Raw genomic sequence first — 17,741 nt, 5'->3', positions numbered from 1 at the left:
CCGCGGGGCCCCGCGGCTCTCCAGCACTGCCCGGACCCCGGTGGAGTCGTCGCCGCGGTGCACCCGGTGCCCGCTCACGTTCGGCCCCTCGTGCAGCAGCAGCTGCCGGTCCTCGGGCAGACGGTGCTCGAGCCAGACCTCCGCGGGAGCCTCGCCCAGGGACTCGAGCAGCGAGTTGATCGCCGGAAGCGCGGCGGAGTCGCCGATCACGAGAGTGCGCCCGCTGAACGGCGCATCGGACAAGATCGCCGTCCTCCTGCCGCGCCTGCCGCGCGCGTCCCAGGGCGGCTTGCTGCCCAGCAGCGAGACGCGGATCGTGTCGCCAGGACGGCACTGGCGCGCCCAGTCGCTGGCCGCGCCCTCGTGCAGAGCGAACTCCAGGCTGAAGCGGCCTGCGGAGGCGTCGGGATCCACCAGGGTGAAGGCTCGCTGGTGGCCCCGACCGCCGTCGGCGAACCATAGCCTCAGCCACATCGTCGGATGCGTCGGCCGTCGAGCCAACAGGCCTCCGTCGTCCAACTCCAGGCGCAGGTACGACGGCGCGATCTCCTCCCGCCCCAGAACTGTGAGCTTGGTCTCCATGGACCCCATGGCACGCACCACGGCACTCTCTATCCTCGCCATGCTCCCTCTCCCGCTGGGTTCTGCCGGTCCGGCCAGCTCGCAGTGAGCCGCCACTCAGGAAGATTAGGCTAACCTCACTATTCGTTGCGGCCGGGAGGAACACCCCGTGTCCCCCGATCGTGACGACCCGTGTTCCACCGGTCCCCTCGCGGACCACGGCGAAAGGCAGTCTGCTCCATGCCCCCAGCCCCCGATCCCACCGACTCCGCGTCCGGCCGGCCCCCGGTCGCCCCGGCATCCGCGCAGCGCGATCTGCTCGCCGCTGACACGGCTCCGCAGCTGCGCGAAGCCGTCGCCTCCGCTGCGCGCACCTCCTCGGCCCGTCTCGCCGAGGCCGGCGCGGCGCACTCCCCCGCCGGATTCGACGACCTCGCCGCCCTGATCGACCCGATCGACCTCGACCGTCCCCTCGGGGATCTCGACTCGGCGCTCGGCGAGCTCGACGAGCTCTGGCTGCGCCGCGCCGTGTGGTTCCATCTGCCGCGCACCGCCGCCCACCTCAACTGTCCGGTGGCCGTGCCTGCCGTTGCCGCCGAGACCATGGCCGCGATCGTGAACACCTCGGTGGACACCTGGGACCAGTCGACCTCGGCCACCCTGATCGAGCGGCGGCTGCTGGCTTGGACGGCGCAGCGCATCGGCTTCCCCGACGGCGCCGACGGCATGTTCACCCCCGGCGGCACGACCTCGACCCTGCAGGCGCTCATGCTCGCCCGAGACGAGGCGCTCGAGCGCTCCGCGGCGACCCCGGGAGCCGAGCCCCGGCCCGTGCGCGCGGCTCGGCTGCGGCTGCTGGCCTCCGAGCAGAGCCACTTCTCGGTGCTCACCGCAGCGCACATCCTGGGCCTGGACGACGATGCCGTGGTCCAGGTGCCCGTCGACGACGACGGCCGCATGCTTTCCGAGGCCCTCGAGCTCGCACTGGAGGATCTGCGCGCCCAGGGCCTGGTCCCGGCCGCCGTCGTGGCGACCGCAGGGACCACGGACCGCGGTGCCATCGACCCGCTCGAGCGGATCGCCCAGCTGTGCGCCGAGGCCGGGACCTGGCTGCACGTCGACGCCGCCTACGGCGGAGGGCTGCTGGCCTCGCCGACTCAGCGGCAGCGGCTGGCGGGGATCGGGCAGGCCGATTCGGTGACCATCGACTTTCACAAGTCCTGGTTCCAGCCGGTGTCCTGCTCGGCCGTGATCGTGCGCGATCCCCGCACGCTGCGGCACTGCACGCACCACGCCGACTACCTGAATCCGGCCGACACCCCGGAGCCCAACCAGGTGGACCGCTCCCTGCAGACCACGCGCCGCTTCGATGCGCTCAAGCTGTGGACGACCCTGCGCGCCATGGGACCCGAGCGGATCGGCGAGCTCTTCGACAGCTGCTGCGCCCTGGCGCAGGAGACGGCCCGGGAGATCGAGGCCGATCCGCGCTTCGAGCTTCTCGCGCAGCCGTCGCTGTCCACGGTGCTGTTCCGCTGGCTGCCCCGGGACGGCTCGGACCCGCAGGCCCTCGTGCGCCCGGTGCGGCGCCGGGTGTGGGACGAGGCCTCCTCCACGGTCGCCGAGACCGTGGTCGGAGGTCAGCGCTGCCTCAAGCTCACCCTGCTGAATCCCGCCGCGCAGCTCAGCGATCTGCGCGACGTCCTGGACGACGTCCACCGGGCCGGAGAGGCCGTCCTGGCCGAGCGCGACCCGCAGCCGCATCCCCACATGGCCGAGACCGCAGAGAGGATCCGATGAACGAGAACTCCACCGCCGAGACCGGCTCCGCCGACGAGCCGCTGGACCTGCTGTGCGTGGGCATCGGGCCGTTCGGGCTGGGGCTGGCCTGCCTGGCCGAGCCGCTGTCGGACGTGCGCGCCGCCTTCCTGGACCGCAGACCCGGCTTCGACTGGCATCCCGGGCTGCTCTTCGACGACGCGACGCTGCAGGTACCCTTCCTGGCGGATCTGGTGACCATGGCCGATCCCACCTCCGAGCACTCGTTCCTGAACTGGCTCAAGGAGACGGGGCAGCTCTACTCCTTCTACGTGCGCGAGTCCTTCTATCCGCTGCGCCGCGACTACAACGCGTACTGCCGCTGGGCGGCCTCCCGCGTGCCGGGGCTGCACTGGGGCCAGGAGGTCCTCGAGGCCCGTCGCCCGTCGGGTTCCGGCCCCTGGCAGGTCCGCTCCCGCGACGACGACGGTCTCGAGCAGCTCTGGTGGACCCGCCACCTGGTGATCGGCGCCGGCACTGTCCCCACCCTGCCGAAGGCGCTGGATCCTGTCGGCGACGCGGTCCTGCACGCCGGGGACTACCTGACCCACCAGGACCGGCTGCACGGGCAGGACCATGTCACCGTGCTGGGCTCGGGGCAGTCGGCCGCCGAGGTCGTCGTCGACCTGCTCGAAGATCCCCGTGGCCCGGCCGTGGACTGGATCACCCGCTCCCCGCGCTTCTACCCCATGGAGTACTCAGAGCTCTCGCTCGAGCTGACCTCCCCCGAGTACCTGGATCACTTCCGGGCCCTTCCGCAGGAGCAGCGCGATGCGATCAACCGCGCCCAGCCGCAGCTGCACCGCGGCATCTCCGCCGAGACGATCACCCGGATCTACGAGGCGCTGCACGTCCGCCGCGCGGCAGGCGGTCGCGCCCCGGTGCGGCTGCTGGGCGCGACCGAGCTGGTGGCCGCCGCCCCGCACGACGACCGGACGCTGCTGACCTGGCGCTCGGTCGAGACCGGGCGCAGCCGAGAGACCGTGACGGACGCTGTCGTGGCCGGCACCGGCTATGCCCCTGCTCCCCTGCCGTGGCTGGAGCCCGTGCGGGATCAGCTCAGCCTGGACGGCGCCGGGCGCCTGAGCCCGGACCGCTGGCACCGGGCCAGCCCCGACGGCACCCTGCACGTGCTCAACCACACCGAACACACCCACGCCCTGACCGCCCCGGATCTGGGCATGGGCGCGCTGCGCAATGCGATCGTCCTGGGCCACGTCGCCGGTCGGCAGCCGTATCGGACGGAGCGGCGGACCATGTTCCAGAGCTTCGGCCGCCTGCCCCAGCAGCACTGGGGCCCCCGCACCGCCGAGGCCCAGCCGTTCTGCGCCGAGATCGACGGGCGCCGCTTCATGCTGCGTCCGGTGGACCCGCAGCGCGACGGCGCCGCGCTGCACGAGTGGCTGAGCCGGCCTCGGGCCAGGGCCTGGGATCTCGTCGGCGCAAGCCCCGAGCGGATCCGAGAGGTCTTCGAGGCGATCGAGCGCGCCGATGACACGGATGCCTGGCTCGTCGAGGAGATCGTGGCCTCGGATCCCGAGCATCCGGTGCGGCGCGGCTTCGTGGAGACCTACGACCCCGCACGCAGCCCGCTGGCCGAGCACTGGTGCGTGCGCGACGGCGACGTCGGGCTGCACTTCTTCATGGCCCCGGCCCAGGATCCGGTGCCCGGGACGTCCTCGGCCGTCATGGCGGCGGCCCTGCGGCTGCTGTTCAGCGACCCGTCCGTCCAGCGCGTCGTCGTGGAGCCGGACGACACCAACCATGCGATCCGCGCCGTGAACCGCAGCGCCGGCTTCCGGGAGCTCGGACCCCTCGAGCTGCCGGAGAAGACCGCCTGCCTGTCCGTGCGCGAGCGCACCGCAGCCGACGCAGCGCCCGAGACGTCCGAGGGCACCTCGGCTTCCGAGCGCCCGTCGGCCGGCACCCTGACCGTCGATCCCGCGAGCGAGGAGGATCCCCGATGACCGCGACCGCCCTGACCGGAGCCGAGACCGCGAGCTCCGCCGGACCCACGCCTGCCCCGAACCTGGATGCCGAGGGCGCCGAGCAGCTGCAGCGGCTCACCCTGGCCAAGCTGTTCGCGGAGTTCGCCCACGAGCGCATCCTCGCGCCGCGTCCGGAGGCGGAGGGTTGGGTCGTGGACGATCACACCGGCACGCCGCGCTGGCGCTTCCGCGCGAGCCGCCACCCGCTGGAGCACTGGCGGGTGGACCCGTCGTCGATCCAGCGCCTGGCCGACGACGGCCGACCCAGCTCAGCGCCGCGCGACCTGGATGCGCAGCAGGCGATCCTGGATCTGCGCGAGGTCCTCGGGCTCACCGACCGGGTGCTGCCGCTGTACCTGGAGGACCTCTCCGCCACGCAGCTCACCTCCGCCCGGCGTCAGGCCCGACCCGCACCGAGCTCCCGCGAGCTCGCCGCGAGCCCCCTGGAGCTCGTCGAGCAGCATCTGCACGAGGGCCACCCCGGGTTCGTCGCCAGCTCCGGCCGGATCGGCTTCGGCGCCGCCCAGCAGGAGCGGTGGGCGCCCGAGGCTCCGGAGCCGACCCCGCTGGTGTGGCTCGCCGCCCGCCGCAGCGGCTGCGTCCTCTCGCTCGGCCGCGAGATGGACGACCGCGAGCACATGGAGCTTCACCTGCTGGACCCGGAGCGCGAGCGCTTCCGCGCTGCCGTGCGGGAGGTGGGCGAGGACCCGCAGGACTACACGCCGATCCCCCTGCACCCCTGGCAGTGGGAGCACCGGATCCTGCCCGGCATGCTGCCGGACGTCCTGCGCCGGGATCTGATCCTGGTGGGCCCCAGCGAGCACCGCTGGCGCGCCCAGCAGTCCGTGCGGACCTTCCTGGACATGGATGATCCGGCCCGCGACTACGCCAAGACCGCGCTGGGCGTGCATTCGATGGGCTTCCTGCGCGGGCTCTCGCCGGCCTACATGGAGGCCATGCCCGCCATCAGCGACTGGCTCGACGACATCGTCTCGGCCGACCCCGTCCTCAGGGAGTGCGGCGTGGAGGTCCTGCGCGAGCGCAGCGCCGTGGGATGGGTGGGCGATGCCCAGCACCGCTCGGGGCTGCGCAGCGATCACACCAAGCAGCTGGCCGCGCTGTGGCGGGAATCCCCGGTCGCTCGGCTGGCCCCCGGCCAGCAGGCCGCCAGCCTCGCCGGGGTCCTGCACACCGATCGCGACGGTGTGCCGCTGGCGCGCGCCTGGATCGAGCGCAGCGGGGTCGATGCCGAGACGTGGATCCGTGCTCTGCTGAAGGTCTACCTGCTGCCCGTCGCGCACCTGCTGCTCTCACGCTCGATCGCGCTGATGCCCCATGGCGAGAACGTGATCCTGCGCCTGCAGGACGGCCTGCCGGTCGGCGCGTTCTGGAAGGACCTCGGCGAGGAGATCGCCGTGATGGATGATCAGCCCCTGCCTCCGCAGATCGAGCGCATCCGCACCCTGATCGAGCCGGAGTCCCAGGAGCTGTCCGTGTACACCGACGTCCTGGACGGGGTGCTGCGTCACCTGGGTGCGCTGCTGCACGACGACGGCCTCCTGGACGAGCAGCGGTTCTGGGGCGCGGCCGCCGAGGTGCTCGACGAGCACCGTGCGGCCCATCCCGAGCTGTGGCGCGGTCACGATCTCTTCCGCGAGGACTTCGCCCACTCGTGCCTCAACCGCCTCCAGCTGCGCGACCCGCAGTCGATGGTCAGCCTCGCGGACCCGCTGGGATCGCAGATCCTCGTGGGGCGGATCCGCAATCCGCTGGCGCAGTTCCGGGGCACCGACCCGGCAGTAGGAGGATTCGGCAGCCAGGGCGGCATCGGGGACGGTCGCCGCAGCGAGGCGGCGAGCCGCCCATGACTGATCCCGATCCGCACGGCTGCGAGCTCTCCGGCGACGGGTGGGCCGTGTTCCGCGACCCGCACGGCGTGCCGCACGTCCAGGCGCGCGACCTCGAGGCGCTGGCCTTCGGTCACGGGGCCGTGACCGCCCGCGACCGGGTGTGGCAGCTGGAGGTCCTGCGCACCCGGGCCGAATCCCGCAGCGGGCATCTGCTGGGCCCGGAGCACGACGACGGCGACCATCTCAGCGCCGCCCTCGGCATCGAGGAGACGGCGCGGTCCTGGTGGGAGGCCGCCGGGTCTCAGGACCGCGTGTTCCTGGCCGGCTACGCGCGCGGGGTCAGCTCGCAGCTGTCGCAGGCCTGGGCAGCAAGCCCCGAGGTGCAGTCCCTGGGACTCGACCATCGCCCGCCCCGGCCCTGGGATCCGTGGACGCCGATCGCCGTGCACCTGGACGTGCACCTGCTGGCAGGCAGCCTTCCGGAGCAGCTGTGGCGCCACCGGGTCCGCGAGCAGCTGGGAGCGCAGTGGCTCGATGCCCTGGACGCGGAGAGCCCCCGCACGGCCGGATCCAATGCGTGGCTGGTCCCGGGGCGGCTCAGCGCCTCCGGAGCCCCGATGATCGCGGCCGATCCGCACCGGATCGTCGAGGAGTCGGGGCCCTACCAGCCGGTGTGCCTGTCGTGCCCCGGTGTGCGCGTTCGGGGCTTGGCGCTGGTGGGCCTGCCGGGCGTCCCGCACTTCGGGCGCACGGAATCAGCGGCATGGGCGATCACCGCCTCGATGGCCGTCACGGAGCAGCTCGCCGAGATCACCGTGGTGCGCTGTGGCGGGCAGCTGGTCCAGCAGGAGACCGGTGAGCCTCTCATCGAGTCCGGGTTCCGGGACAGCACCGGCGCACTGCGCGTGATTCGTCGCTGCCGCCAGGGTCGGGTCCTGCCCGGCAGCAGCGAGCGAGAGGCTGCACTGTCGGACCTGCCCGAGGGCGGCACCGCGTCCGTGCTGGTCGTGCGCACGGCAGCCGAGCAGCTGTCGCCAAGCTCTGCGGCCACGGCCCTCAGTGCCTGCCGCACTCTGCTCGGCGCCGGCACCGCTGCCGATGTCCTGGCCGCGGCACAGGGCTGGGCGGTGCCCGTCAACGACCTGGTCGCGGCCGACACGACGGGCAGGTGCGTACACGCCGTGATCGGTGCGGCCTCGCGCCCGCTGCCCGAGCCCCGCGACGTCGACGACCTGCTCGTCCGCGCCAATCAGCGGCCCCCGGATCCCATCGCGGCCGGGTCCGTCCTGGGGTGCGCCCCTCCCCATCGCGCCCGGCGAGCAGAACACCTGCTGCGCCAGGCGCTCGGGGACAGCGGTGCGATCTCGGCGGAGGACCTGCTCAGCGCCCAGCTGGACACGCGCTCGTCGTCCCTGCTGGGTCTGGTGCACGCGCTGCTCGCTCCGGCTGACGCGCAGAAGGACTCCGACGACGACGCCGGCGGGACCGTCGATCCCGCCGCCGGCCCCTGCGCGGATCGCGCCGCCGGCTCGTCCAGCCCCGTTGCAGGAACGGAGGTCGAGGCCCTGCGCCAGGAGCTGCTCGAGTGGGACGGGGAGATGGCCGCGGACTCCGGCGTCGCCGCGCACGCAGCCCAGTGGCGGGATCTGCTGGCCCGGCACCTCGCGGGCCATCCGGCGCTCGAGCCGCTGCGCGGCGCCACGGGCCTGCCGCCCCTGTGGGATCCCCTGCTCGGGACCACCCCTCGGGTGGGGCTGGCCCTCGAGTCGATCGTCACCCTCGGCCCGGGGCTGGGGCTGGATCCCGGCCCCTGCGCGCAGGCGGCGCTCGAGGAGCTCGCGGCGCAGCTGGACAGGCCGTCCGGCTTTCCGTGGGGAGTGCAGCACGCCTTCGCCCCGTGGAGGGCCTGTGACCAGCTGCTGCCCTTCGCTCCCGTGCCCGTCGGCGGGGATTCCGATGCGCTGCTGGCCGCAGGCGTGCTGCCGGGCCTGGGCGCAGGCTGCGCTCGTGTGCCCTCGGTGCGGGTGCTGTGGGACCTGGCGCACCCGGCCGCCTCGGCATGGATCACCCCGGACCCCGTGGACCGCGGCCAGCTGGGCTCGCGACCGCTCGATCGGTGGGCGGCAGGCGAGATCGATCAGGCGCTGCCGTGGGTGCCGCCTGGGGCTCCGGCGTCCACTGACCGTCCGCACCCGCTGGGAGGACTGCACCTGCGCCGTCCTGCCGCGCAGGTCACGTCCGAGGCTCCGGTCGGCGCTTCCGCAGAGGAGTCCACCGGTGCCCCCGGGTTCGGCCCCGACGCTCCCCTGCTGAGCCTGCGACCGGTGGATCCCCTGGCCGATGCCGAGCTGCTGCACGGCTGGGTCAGCTCACCGCGCGCCGTCTTCTGGGGCATGGGAGGACTGGAAGCGGAGACGGTCTCGGCGATCTACGCCGAGATCGCAGCCGCCGACAGCCACCACGCCTGGGTCCTCGAGCTCGAGGACCGCCCTCTGGGGCTGCTGCAGACCTATCAGCCGCACGCCGACCCCATCGGCGGGGCCTATCTGCCGCGGGCCGGTGATCTGGGCATGCACCTGCTGCTCGCCCCGGCCCGGCGGCCGCAGCCCGGATTGACCTCTGCCCTGGCGGAGTCGCTGGCGCAGTTCCTCTTCGCCGACCCCGCTACCCGGCGCGTGGTCGCCGAGCCCGATGCCTCGAACTGGCGAGCGGTGCGGAGGATGCAGCGCACCGGCTTCGAGCTCGGCCCGCAGATCCGGCTTCCGGACAAGACCGCCCAGCTGGCCTTCCTGACCCGTGAGGCCCTGCAGCGCGCCCGAGCCAGGGGCGGTGCCGCGGCTGATCCGAAACAGCGCACATGACGACGAGGGCCCGTCGTCATCCTGCACCGGATGACGACGGGCCCTCGGGGCGCGGTGCGAGGACCGCGGCAGAGCAGCTCAGTCGCGCGTGAGGCGGCGGTGGGTCATGCGCCCCGGGCGGGCTGCCTCCTCGCCGAGGCGCTCGATCTTGTTCTCCTCGTACGACTCGAAGTTGCCCTCGAACCAGTACCAGTTGTCCGGGTTCTCCTCGGTGCCCTCCCACGCCAGGATGTGGGTGGCCACCCGGTCCAGGAACCAGCGGTCGTGGGAGATGACCACGGCGCAGCCCGGGAAGTCGAGCAGCGCGTTCTCCAGAGAGCCCAGGGTCTCGACGTCGAGGTCGTTGGTGGGCTCATCCAGCAGCAGGAGGTTGCCTCCCTGCTTGAGGGTCAGCGCCAGGTTCAGCCGGTTGCGCTCACCGCCGGAGAGGACGCCGGCCTTCTTCTGCTGGTCCGGGCCCTTGAAGCCGAACGCGGAGACATAGGCGCGCGAGGGCATCTCGACCTGGCCGACGTGGATGTAGTCCAGGCCGTCGGAGACGACCTCCCACAGCGACTTCTCGGAGTCGATGTTCTCGCGATTCTGATCCACGTAGGAGATCTTCACGGAGTCGCCGATGCGCAGCTCGCCGCCGTCGATGGGCTCCTTGCCCACGATGGTCTTGAACAGCGTGGACTTGCCCACGCCGTTGGGGCCGATCACGCCGACGATGCCGTTGCGGGGCAGGGTGAAGGACAGATCCGAGATCAGCGAGCGGTCTCCGAAGCCCTTCTGCAGGTCCTTGGCCTCGATGACCAGGTTGCCCAGACGCGGTCCGGGCGGGATCTGGATCTCCTCGAAGTCCAGCTTCCGGGTCTTCTCGGCCTCGGCGGCCATCTCCTCGTAGCGCGCCAGACGCGACTTGGACTTGGTCTGGCGGCCCTTGGCGTTGGAGCGCACCCACTCGAGCTCGTCCTTGAGGCGCTTTGCCTGCTTGGCGTCCTTCTTGCCCTGGACCTCCATGCGCTTGGCCTTGGTGTCCAGGTAGGTGGAGTAGTTGCCCTCGTAGGGGTACAGGCGGCCGCGGTCGACCTCGCAGATCCACTCCGCCACGTGGTCCAGGAAGTAGCGGTCGTGGGTCACGGCCAGCACGGCGCCGTGGTAGGCGGCCAGGTGCTGCTCGAGCCACAGCACGGACTCGGCGTCCAGGTGGTTGGTGGGCTCGTCCAGCAGCAGCAGGTCGGGCTTCTCCAGCAGCAGCTTGCACAGCGCCACGCGGCGACGCTCACCTCCGGAGAGGTTCTTCACGTCGGCGTCGCCGGGAGGGCACTGCAGGGCGTCCATGGCCTGGGCCAGCTGGGAGTCGAGATCCCAGGCGTTCGCGGCGTCGATGTCCGTCTGGAGGGATCCCATCTCCTCCATGAGGGCGTCGAAGTCCGCGTCCGGCTGGGCCATCTCTTCGGAGATGGCGTTGAAGCGGTCGAGCTTGGCCTTGATCTCGCCGACGCCCTCCTCCACGTTGCCGAGGACGGTCTTGTCCTCGTTCAGCGGGGGCTCTTGCTGGAGGATGCCCACGGAGTAGCCGGGTGAGAGACGGGCCTCGCCGTTGGAGGGCTCGTCAAGCCCCGCCATGATCTTGAGGATGGTGGACTTGCCCGCGCCGTTGGGACCCACGACGCCGATCTTGGCGCCTGGGTAGAACGACATCGTGACGTCATCGAGGATGACCTTGTCGCCCACCTTCTTGCGGGCCTTGTTCATGGTGTAGATGAATTCAGCCATGGCCCTCAGGCTACCCGTCGGGGACGACAGCCGGAGCCAAACCGCCTGAGCATCTGCCCAGGGCCCAGTCCCCTCGGCCGGGCTCCGCACCCCGGCGGCGCCTCCCCTGCCCCTGAGAGCACCCAAGCGGGAGGCGCCGCGAGCGCCCTGCAGACCCGGCACGGACCTGCTGTCCGCACACCGACTCAGGAGGAGGATCCCTGCCCGGCACCGGCCAGCAGCTCCTGCGGATCGCCCTCCCACGAATGCGCGTCCTCGGAGCTGCCCCCGGCATCGGAGCCGGAGCCGTCGCGGCCGTCGTGCTCGTCGTTCCCGTCGTCGAGGATCTCGCCGGTCATGGGGTCGACCGAGCGGGACCCGTCGCCCCAGTCGTCGCTGTGCTGCGAGGCGTCCGAGCCCTCGCCGCGCGGGCTGTCGGAACCGGCGCCGGAGCGCTTGTAGGTGGCAGTGCCCAGCGCCAGGTCCGGGCCCAGGGCCGTCGCCTCGATCTCGACGGTCAGCCGCTCCTGACCCTCCTTGGTGGTCCAGGGCCGAAGGCGCAGCCGGCCCATCACGAGCACAGCGTCGCCGACCTTCAGCGACGACGCCGCATTCGCCGCCAGCCGGCGGAAGCAGGTCACGGTGTACCAGTTGGTGGGGCCCACATCGACCCAGGAGTTCGACTCGGTGTCGAAGCGCCGCGGGGTCGAGGCCAGGCGGAACGACGCCACCGGAGTGCCGTCGGGAAGATTGCGGAGATCGGGCTTGGTGGCGGCGAAGCCGCGGACCGTGAGGGTGTCGAACATGGCAACTCCTGATGGTGAGGGCCGAGACGAGCCGCTCGGCGGATGGTCGCCGGAGCCTGCTCGTGCGGGCAGCGCCCCGGAGTCCGCTCAGACTGGACCGCCATGCCCCGCCCCCGGCGGCGGCGCCGGTGCAACTGGGGACGACACCAGGTGCGCTGTGCGATCAATCCCCTGTGGAGTCAGGGTGCACGGTCGGCGCGAGCTGTTCGATAAGCTGTTCCGCGCCCGCCTCGGTAGCTCAGGGGATAGAGCAGGAGCCTTCTAATCTCTTGGTCGGGGGTTCGAATCCCTCCCGGGGCACTTCGGTCCTGAGTCGCGACATCGTTGACAGACGATGTCGCGGCTCAGCCTCTTCTCGCGGCGAGTCGGCGAGCAGGCGGTTCGTGACAGATATGCACGCCATCCGCGCTGATGGCGTGCATATCCGTCACCAACCGGAGCTGCCGTAGGCTCACGCGCTCACGGCGGACGTTCAGGCGCGGGGACCCTGCCGTTCGCACATGGATCGTCTCGCGCACTGTCAGGGACTCCATGCCCCTAGGCGTCCCCGTCATCGATCCCTGGGACGCGCAGAACGGTGCCTGAGCCCTCAGATCACCACGGGCTGATTCGGGTCGATGCTCCGCGTCCGCCGGCTGCGTCGGGTGGAGGGGTCCAGGAACCAGAGGTACGCCCCGTACGCCACGCCGATCACCGCGGCGATGGTGCGGCCGGATCCCAGGTCGATGTCGAGGTACGGGAAGACGTCGAGCTGGTCCGAGATCGCGTAGATCATGAAGAACACGGTCAGGAAGAGCAGGACGTCGGTCTGCCAGTCCGGGCGGATACCGGTCACCGCGAAGAACGGGATCAGCCACACCACGTACCAGGCCTGGATCATGGGCGAGAACACGACGATCGCCGCGAAGGCCAGCGTCATGCGCCGCACCACGCGCTCGTCTCGGCCCGTGAACATCAGCCACAGGATGATCGGCACCGCCAGCGCCTGACCGGCGGAGTGCACGAAGCCCCTGGCGGCCCCGGCATCGCCGCCGAACAGCCCCGCGATCCCACCGACCACCACGCCCAGCAGGCCGATCGGGGCGTACCAGATGAACGAGGTGCCGGTGGTCGACAGGCCCTCGATCCAGCCCCAGCCGAAGCCGGACATCCAGCCCAGCGCAGCCATCACGGCGATCGCCCAGGCCAGCGTCAGGAACCAGATCAGGAACTTCCGCGGCCACGAAGCCCCTCGCCCTGCCCACAGCAGCCCGATGAACGGCAGTAGCACCACGGTGATCGGCTTGATGCCGATGGACAGGACCACCAGCGCCGTGCCTGCCAGTCCCCCGCGCCAGTCGCGCCACGTGGCAGCGACCAACACGCCGAGCAGCGCCAGCGCCGTCATGATGGCGTCGTTGTGCACCGCCAGGATGAAGTTCACCAGCAGCAGCGGGTTGGCCGTCGACAGCCACAGGGCGCGCGTGGGATCGATCCCGTGGCGCTGCGCCAGCCGGGGAACGGTCCAGGCCAGCAGCATCACGGACAGCACGCACAGGATGCGGAACAGGAACACCGACGAGTCCGGCTCCGCGCCGGTGATCCCGACGATCGCCCGCTCCATCATGATGAACAGCGGCCCGTACGGCGGCGGGGACTCGCTCCACAGCTGATCCGCACCGAGCTGGAAGAAGTTCTCGATCGTGGAGACGCCGGCCTCGTAGGGGCTCAGCCCGGCAGCCGCCACACGGCCCTGGCCGATGTACGAGTAGACGTCTCGGCTGAAGATCGGCACGGAGAAGACCATGGGCACCGACCATGCGATGGTCGCGGCGGTGACCCACCTGCGAGAGCCCGGTCCCCACCCCTGCAGCTTCTGGCCCAGGCGGAACCACTCGCGCACCAGCATCATGGATCCGATCGCCACCAGGATGATCGACAGGATCGCGCCCGGTGTGGTGAAGCGCAGCTCGATCACCAGGGGGCTGCGCCGCAGCTCGGAGACCCCTGCCAGCCAGCCGACCCCGTAGGAGCCGATCATCAGCAGCACGGATCCGAGAGTCCCGAAGACGACGGAGCGCAGGATAGACCGCTCTGTGCGCGCCGAGCGCGGCGGGGTCGTCGAGCCGGCGGCCGCCGGCTCGGGAGGCTGCTCGGTGGTCGTCTCTGACACGGATCCCCTCACGGCGGTCTGCTGACGGTCGGTCGGGCGGCACGGTCGTGCTGCGAGGGCCGCCCGCAGTGGCCGTCATCCTACCGGGGCGCCGCGGCGGAGACTCCCCGCGACGGATATGCAGGGCTGTCCGCCGCCGCGGCTACAGTGACCGACGTGGCTCTTTCTAATGAACGAATGGTGTGGATCGACTGCGAGATGACGGGTCTGTCCCTGACGGACGACGCCCTCATCGAGGTCGCGGTGCTCGTCACCGATGATCAGCTCAACGTGCTCGGCGACGGCGTGGACGTCGTCATCCGGCCGCCGGAGGGCGCGCTCGAGCAGATGGGCGACTTCGTGCGGAACATGCACGTCGAGTCCGGCCTGCTGGAAAAGCTGCCGTCGGGGACCTCGATCGAGGAGGCCCAGCAGCAGGTCCTCGACTACATCAGGACATGGGTTCCGGAGCCGGGAAAGGCACCGCTGGCCGGCAACTCCGTGGGCACCGACCGCACGTTCCTGGTCCGGGACATGCCGGAGGTCGTGGAGCACCTGCACTACCGGATCATCGACGTCTCCACGATCAAGGAGCTGTCCAGGCGCTGGTTCCCCAGAGCCTACTTCCAGTCCCCGGACAAGACCGGCAACCACCGCGCCCTGGGCGATATCAAGGACTCGATCGACGAGCTGCGCTACTACCGCGAGGCCGTGTTCGTGGACGACCCCGGCCCCTCCTCCGAGCAGGCCAAGGAAGCCGCCTCCCGGGTGGTGGCGGCCCGGCGCCTGGCCGAGCAGCGCCGCGCCCAGGACGAGCCGGAGGACTAATCCCCCATGCCGCCTCCGCCCCTGCGGGTCTGCACGTGACGGGATCGACATCGTGCGCGCGCCGGGGCGCGGAATGGGTTACAGTAGTCCGCGTTGCTCAGCGGCTGACAACGTCTCCCCCGCGGAGACGGCCCGGCCGTCACGAGCAGCATGGTGGGCGTAGCTCAGTCGGCAGAGCGCCTGGTTGTGGTCCAGGAGGTCGCGGGTTCAACCCCCGTCGCTCACCCCAAACGGGTCAGGTGTGAACTTGCGACCAAGGGTCCGCCCTTGGTCGCGGTTCTCACCTGGCCCATTTTCTTCGCTTCGGCGGTCCAGCTCAGCCCGTCGTACGGGTTCAGGTAGCCGACGCGCACGTCGTTGTCCTCGTCGATGTAGAGCGCCTCGAACAGCACCTGATTGATGAGCCGCCGGTTCGCGTCGTCGGCGTGCTCGTAGATGTCGGCGGCGTTGGACAACAGCTTCAGGGAGTCGTCGAGGTTCTCTCGAGCAGCGGCGTAGTTGCCGTGGTGCGCGGTGATCCGGTGCTCGATGGTCTCCAATGACGCGGTGATCCGGTCCTGCTCCCTCTTGAGGAGGTCGAACGGGATCGCCCCGGCGTAGTGGGCCTGGAGCGGCTTCTGCTGCTCGCCTTCGAGCTGGGTTCTCCGGGACGCAAGGTCGGCGAGCTCGGCGGCTCCTTCGGCCCTCATCTCGTCGAACTTGGCATGAATCATCCCCGAGACCGCCTCGATTGTTTCCGGGGCGATACACTCCGCAAAACTTGACCACTTCGGTTCGCACGGAGAGAGACCGGAATCCTTCGGGATGAAACTCGTGCGGCGACCGGTCCTCTTCACGGCGCTGCACTTGCATCCCATACTCATTGCCCTGGTGTTCGCTCCGACACTCTGGTGGTGGGGCGCGCTCTGGTATCTCTTCACCCTCGCGGGTACCATCGCTGTCCGACGTTCAGCGTTGCATCTCCAGCGACCGGTCGCCTCGGCGTTCTGCGCACTCGCGGGCATCGCAGCATTATTCACCCCGGCCCCTGATCTCTGGGCGTGGCTGCCCGTCCTGCTCACCTAGAAACTCGTGCTCGCCCACGGTGTGCAGGAAGAACCCTATCGGCCAGAGAGCGTCGGCTCACGAGAGTAGCTGAGGGCAGATCGTGTGAGAACGAGAGGCACTCGGAATCGAAAGGAGATGTCGCGTGATCGAATCCGAATACGAGTACGAGGACGTCGCGATTGCCTGCGCCGACGGCGAGAAGATCCAGGCTCGGTATTTCTCCGCCACAGCACCGGCCTGTGGCATCGAGCATGTTGTAATCATCGCCCCGGCGACCGGTGTGCGGGGCCGATACTACTGGCGATTCGCAAGTTACCTGGCTGAGAACGGAGTCACTACCCTGGTGCCCGACTATCGAGGTATCGACCGCTCGGCACCGAACACTCTCAAGGAGTACCGGAACGCGAAGATTCGATGGCACTACTGGGGTACGCGTGACCTTGAAGCCTGCATTCTCTGGATACGTAAACGCCACGGAGCGCAGGCACGGCTAAGCGCCGTCGGTCACAGCTTCGGGGGCTACGCGGCAATCCTCGCGGAGCACGCGTCTGAGATCGACCGGCTGCTGATGGTGGGCGCCCAGCACGCACACTGGCCAGATTACGACAAGAAGCACAGGCTCAGCCTATTTATCAAGTGGCACGTCTGTATGCCGGTGATTGCTCGAGCACTGGGCTACTTCCCGGGAAAGAAGCTCGGATGGCTGGAAAATCTGCCACAAGGCGTCGCCCTCGACTGGGCGCGCGGAGCATCGGACTACTCGAAGACGATCGGCCCCGAGGGAGAGGCGATACTGCGCCGAAGCGCTCAGCTGACGCTCCCGGTATTGGCGGTGAATCCAACTGACGACCCATATGCCACACCAGCAGCGGTGCGAAGAACGCTGAACTATCTCCCTCAAGCCGAATGCGAGGAGATCTATCTGCACCCTCGGAACCTCGATGTAGACGAGATCGGGCACTTCGGGCTTTTCCACCAACGCTTCCAAAACACATTCTGGACAGCAGCCTTAGGCTGGTTGACTGGCTCTTCAGAGTTGCGTGTGGGGTGAGGCGTCGAGGCCGCCGGTGATGAGGAGCATGCGGAGGCGGTAGTGCTCGAAGTTCCGGAACCCGCCGGCGATACGGCGGCCGAGCTCGATGATTCCGTTGATGGCCTCGGTCCCGCCGTTGCTCGCCCCGTCGGTATCTAAGTAGGCCAGTAACGCTGTCCGCCAGCGTCGGAGGGTCTTCCCGAGCCTGGCGATCTCCGAGATAAGGCAGGACGGCACCTTCTCGATCAGCTGCTCGGCGAGGCGCCGACCCCGGGGAAGGGTGGGCTGGTGGAACACTTCGCGGACGTCTTGGGAGCACTGGTAGGCGACCTCGACCTCAGCGCCGGCGAGCTTGACGATGTGGAAGGCGTCCAGCACGCAGGTCGCGTCTTCGAGCTGGTCATCGATCGCGTTCTTGCAGCCCTGGAACGGGTCCAGCGTTGCGATCTCGACCCGGTGGCCGGACGCCTCGCCGCGCTCGTCCAGCCAGTCGCGGTAGGCGCTGCCGGATCTACCCGGGGACGCGGTCGAGGAGCCTGGCGGTGGGGTGGGGACCACGGGTCAGATCGACCATGCCGGTGAGCTCCTCGGGCCTCGTCTGCGCGGGTCGAGGTGGTGTCAGATGTGCTCGTCGATGCCCAGGACCTGCATGTCCTCGAATCTGGAGGGATCGCCTGCGGCCTGGGCCAGGACGGGCTGGACCTGGGACCAGAGCGTGTTCCAGGTGGTGCCGAGCTGCCGGGCCAGGCCCTGGATCGTTGCTCCCTCGGCCCGGAGCTGGCCGATCGCCCACCTCGCCTCCGACTACCTCGATAAGAACCTCTCCACCCCGGGAACCCCACGGCCCTAGGCATGAAGCCCCTTCGCCGCAGCACAATTCGCCGCTAGTCCGCCATATGTAAAGCCGTGGGGACCGACGCCTGCAGAGTCCCGGGAGCCCCCGGAATGCCTCCGGTGGTGCGGGCTCAGGTCCGCGGAGGATGGTGGACGCGCCTCTCAGGGCGCTTCTTGATCATGTGCTTCTGAGCCGCCCCCTTCATTCGGTCCGGACGTTCTGTGAGTCGTCGATTTCCATTTGATG

General features: G+C 70.1%; 12 protein-coding genes and 2 tRNA genes. 8 read left to right on the top strand and 6 right to left on the bottom strand.

All coding sequences use genetic code 11. From position 1 onward, the window contains the following. Nucleotides 1-624: siderophore-interacting protein (locus M3E84_RS10205; RefSeq protein ID WP_259896059.1), on the bottom strand; the 624-nt coding region annotated here is incomplete at its 3' end. Between the two features lie 177 nt (nt 625-801). Between M3E84_RS10205 and M3E84_RS10200 the strand changes: the two genes are divergently transcribed. The 4 genes from M3E84_RS10200 to M3E84_RS10185 are packed head-to-tail and all read left to right on the top strand — an operon-like array spanning nt 802 to nt 9,075. After that, nucleotides 802-2,358, top strand: a complete 1,557-nt coding sequence (locus tag M3E84_RS10200) for an aspartate aminotransferase family protein (RefSeq protein WP_259896058.1) — start codon at nt 802-804, stop codon at nt 2,356-2,358. Further along, nucleotides 2,355-4,343, top strand: a complete 1,989-nt coding sequence (locus tag M3E84_RS10195; RefSeq protein ID WP_259896057.1) for a GNAT family N-acetyltransferase — start codon at nt 2,355-2,357, stop codon at nt 4,341-4,343. The genes M3E84_RS10200 and M3E84_RS10195 overlap by 4 nt, the downstream gene beginning before the upstream one ends. Next, the gene (locus tag M3E84_RS10190; protein WP_259896056.1) at nt 4,340-6,232 is read left to right on the top strand and encodes an IucA/IucC family siderophore biosynthesis protein; all 1,893 of its coding nucleotides are present in this window, start codon (nt 4,340-4,342) and stop codon (nt 6,230-6,232) included. The genes M3E84_RS10195 and M3E84_RS10190 overlap by 4 nt, the downstream gene beginning before the upstream one ends. Continuing rightward, the gene (locus M3E84_RS10185) at nt 6,229-9,075 is read left to right on the top strand and encodes a GNAT family N-acetyltransferase (protein ID WP_259896055.1); all 2,847 of its coding nucleotides are present in this window, start codon (nt 6,229-6,231) and stop codon (nt 9,073-9,075) included. Before M3E84_RS10190 ends, M3E84_RS10185 begins: the two co-directional genes overlap by 4 nt. 78 nt (nt 9,076-9,153) lie before the next feature. On the opposite strand, the gene ettA is transcribed toward M3E84_RS10185, so the two are convergent. Continuing rightward, complete coding sequence (gene ettA, locus M3E84_RS10180) at nt 9,154-10,836, bottom strand: energy-dependent translational throttle protein EttA (RefSeq protein ID WP_006215133.1); 1,683 nt, start codon at nt 10,834-10,836, stop codon at nt 9,154-9,156. Nucleotides 10,837-11,021: 185 nt separating this feature from the next. After that, nucleotides 11,022-11,621 carry a single-stranded DNA-binding protein gene (locus M3E84_RS10175; RefSeq protein ID WP_259896054.1) on the bottom strand — a complete coding sequence of 200 codons (600 nt, stop codon included), beginning with the start codon at nt 11,619-11,621 and terminating at the stop codon, nt 11,022-11,024. A 227-nt stretch (nt 11,622-11,848) separates the two neighbouring features. Here M3E84_RS10175 and M3E84_RS10170 point away from each other — a divergent pair. Continuing rightward, a tRNA-Arg gene (locus M3E84_RS10170) sits at nt 11,849-11,921 on the top strand. Between the two features lie 289 nt (nt 11,922-12,210). Here the strand turns inward: M3E84_RS10170 and mptB are convergent. Continuing rightward, nucleotides 12,211-13,773 (bottom strand): polyprenol phosphomannose-dependent alpha 1,6 mannosyltransferase MptB, encoded by a 1,563-nt coding sequence (gene mptB / locus M3E84_RS10165; RefSeq protein WP_259896053.1) that lies wholly within the window; start codon nt 13,771-13,773, stop codon nt 12,211-12,213. A 177-nt stretch (nt 13,774-13,950) separates the two neighbouring features. On the opposite strand from mptB, the gene orn reads away from it, so the two are divergent. Both orn and M3E84_RS10155 read left to right on the top strand, forming a co-directional pair. After that, nucleotides 13,951-14,580, top strand: a complete 630-nt coding sequence (gene orn / locus M3E84_RS10160; RefSeq protein ID WP_259896052.1) for an oligoribonuclease — start codon at nt 13,951-13,953, stop codon at nt 14,578-14,580. Between the two features lie 153 nt (nt 14,581-14,733). After that, nucleotides 14,734-14,809 (top strand) — tRNA-His (locus M3E84_RS10155). On the opposite strand, the gene M3E84_RS10150 is transcribed toward M3E84_RS10155, so the two are convergent. After that, nucleotides 14,802-15,416 carry a hypothetical protein gene (locus M3E84_RS10150; protein ID WP_259896051.1) on the bottom strand — a complete coding sequence of 205 codons (615 nt, stop codon included), beginning with the start codon at nt 15,414-15,416 and terminating at the stop codon, nt 14,802-14,804. The two genes, M3E84_RS10155 and M3E84_RS10150, sit on opposite strands and share 8 nt — an antisense overlap. A gap of 353 nt (nt 15,417-15,769) precedes the next feature. Here M3E84_RS10150 and M3E84_RS10145 point away from each other — a divergent pair, with 353 nt between their 5' ends. Beyond that, nucleotides 15,770-16,678 carry an alpha/beta fold hydrolase gene (locus tag M3E84_RS10145; protein ID WP_259896050.1) on the top strand — a complete coding sequence of 303 codons (909 nt, stop codon included), beginning with the start codon at nt 15,770-15,772 and terminating at the stop codon, nt 16,676-16,678. Here the strand turns inward: M3E84_RS10145 and M3E84_RS10140 are convergent. Beyond that, nucleotides 16,658-17,218 (bottom strand): transposase, encoded by a 561-nt coding sequence (locus M3E84_RS10140; RefSeq protein WP_311200462.1) that lies wholly within the window; start codon nt 17,216-17,218, stop codon nt 16,658-16,660. The genes M3E84_RS10145 and M3E84_RS10140 overlap by 21 nt on opposite strands. Nucleotides 17,219-17,741 lie beyond the last annotated feature (523 nt).

It is taken from the genome of Kocuria sp. p3-SID1428 (genome assembly GCF_025149945.1).
Lineage (GTDB): Bacteria > Actinomycetota > Actinomycetes > Actinomycetales > Micrococcaceae > Kocuria.
Note: the sequence above shows the minus strand (reverse complement) of the source record. Positions and strands in the feature narration are given on the sequence as shown.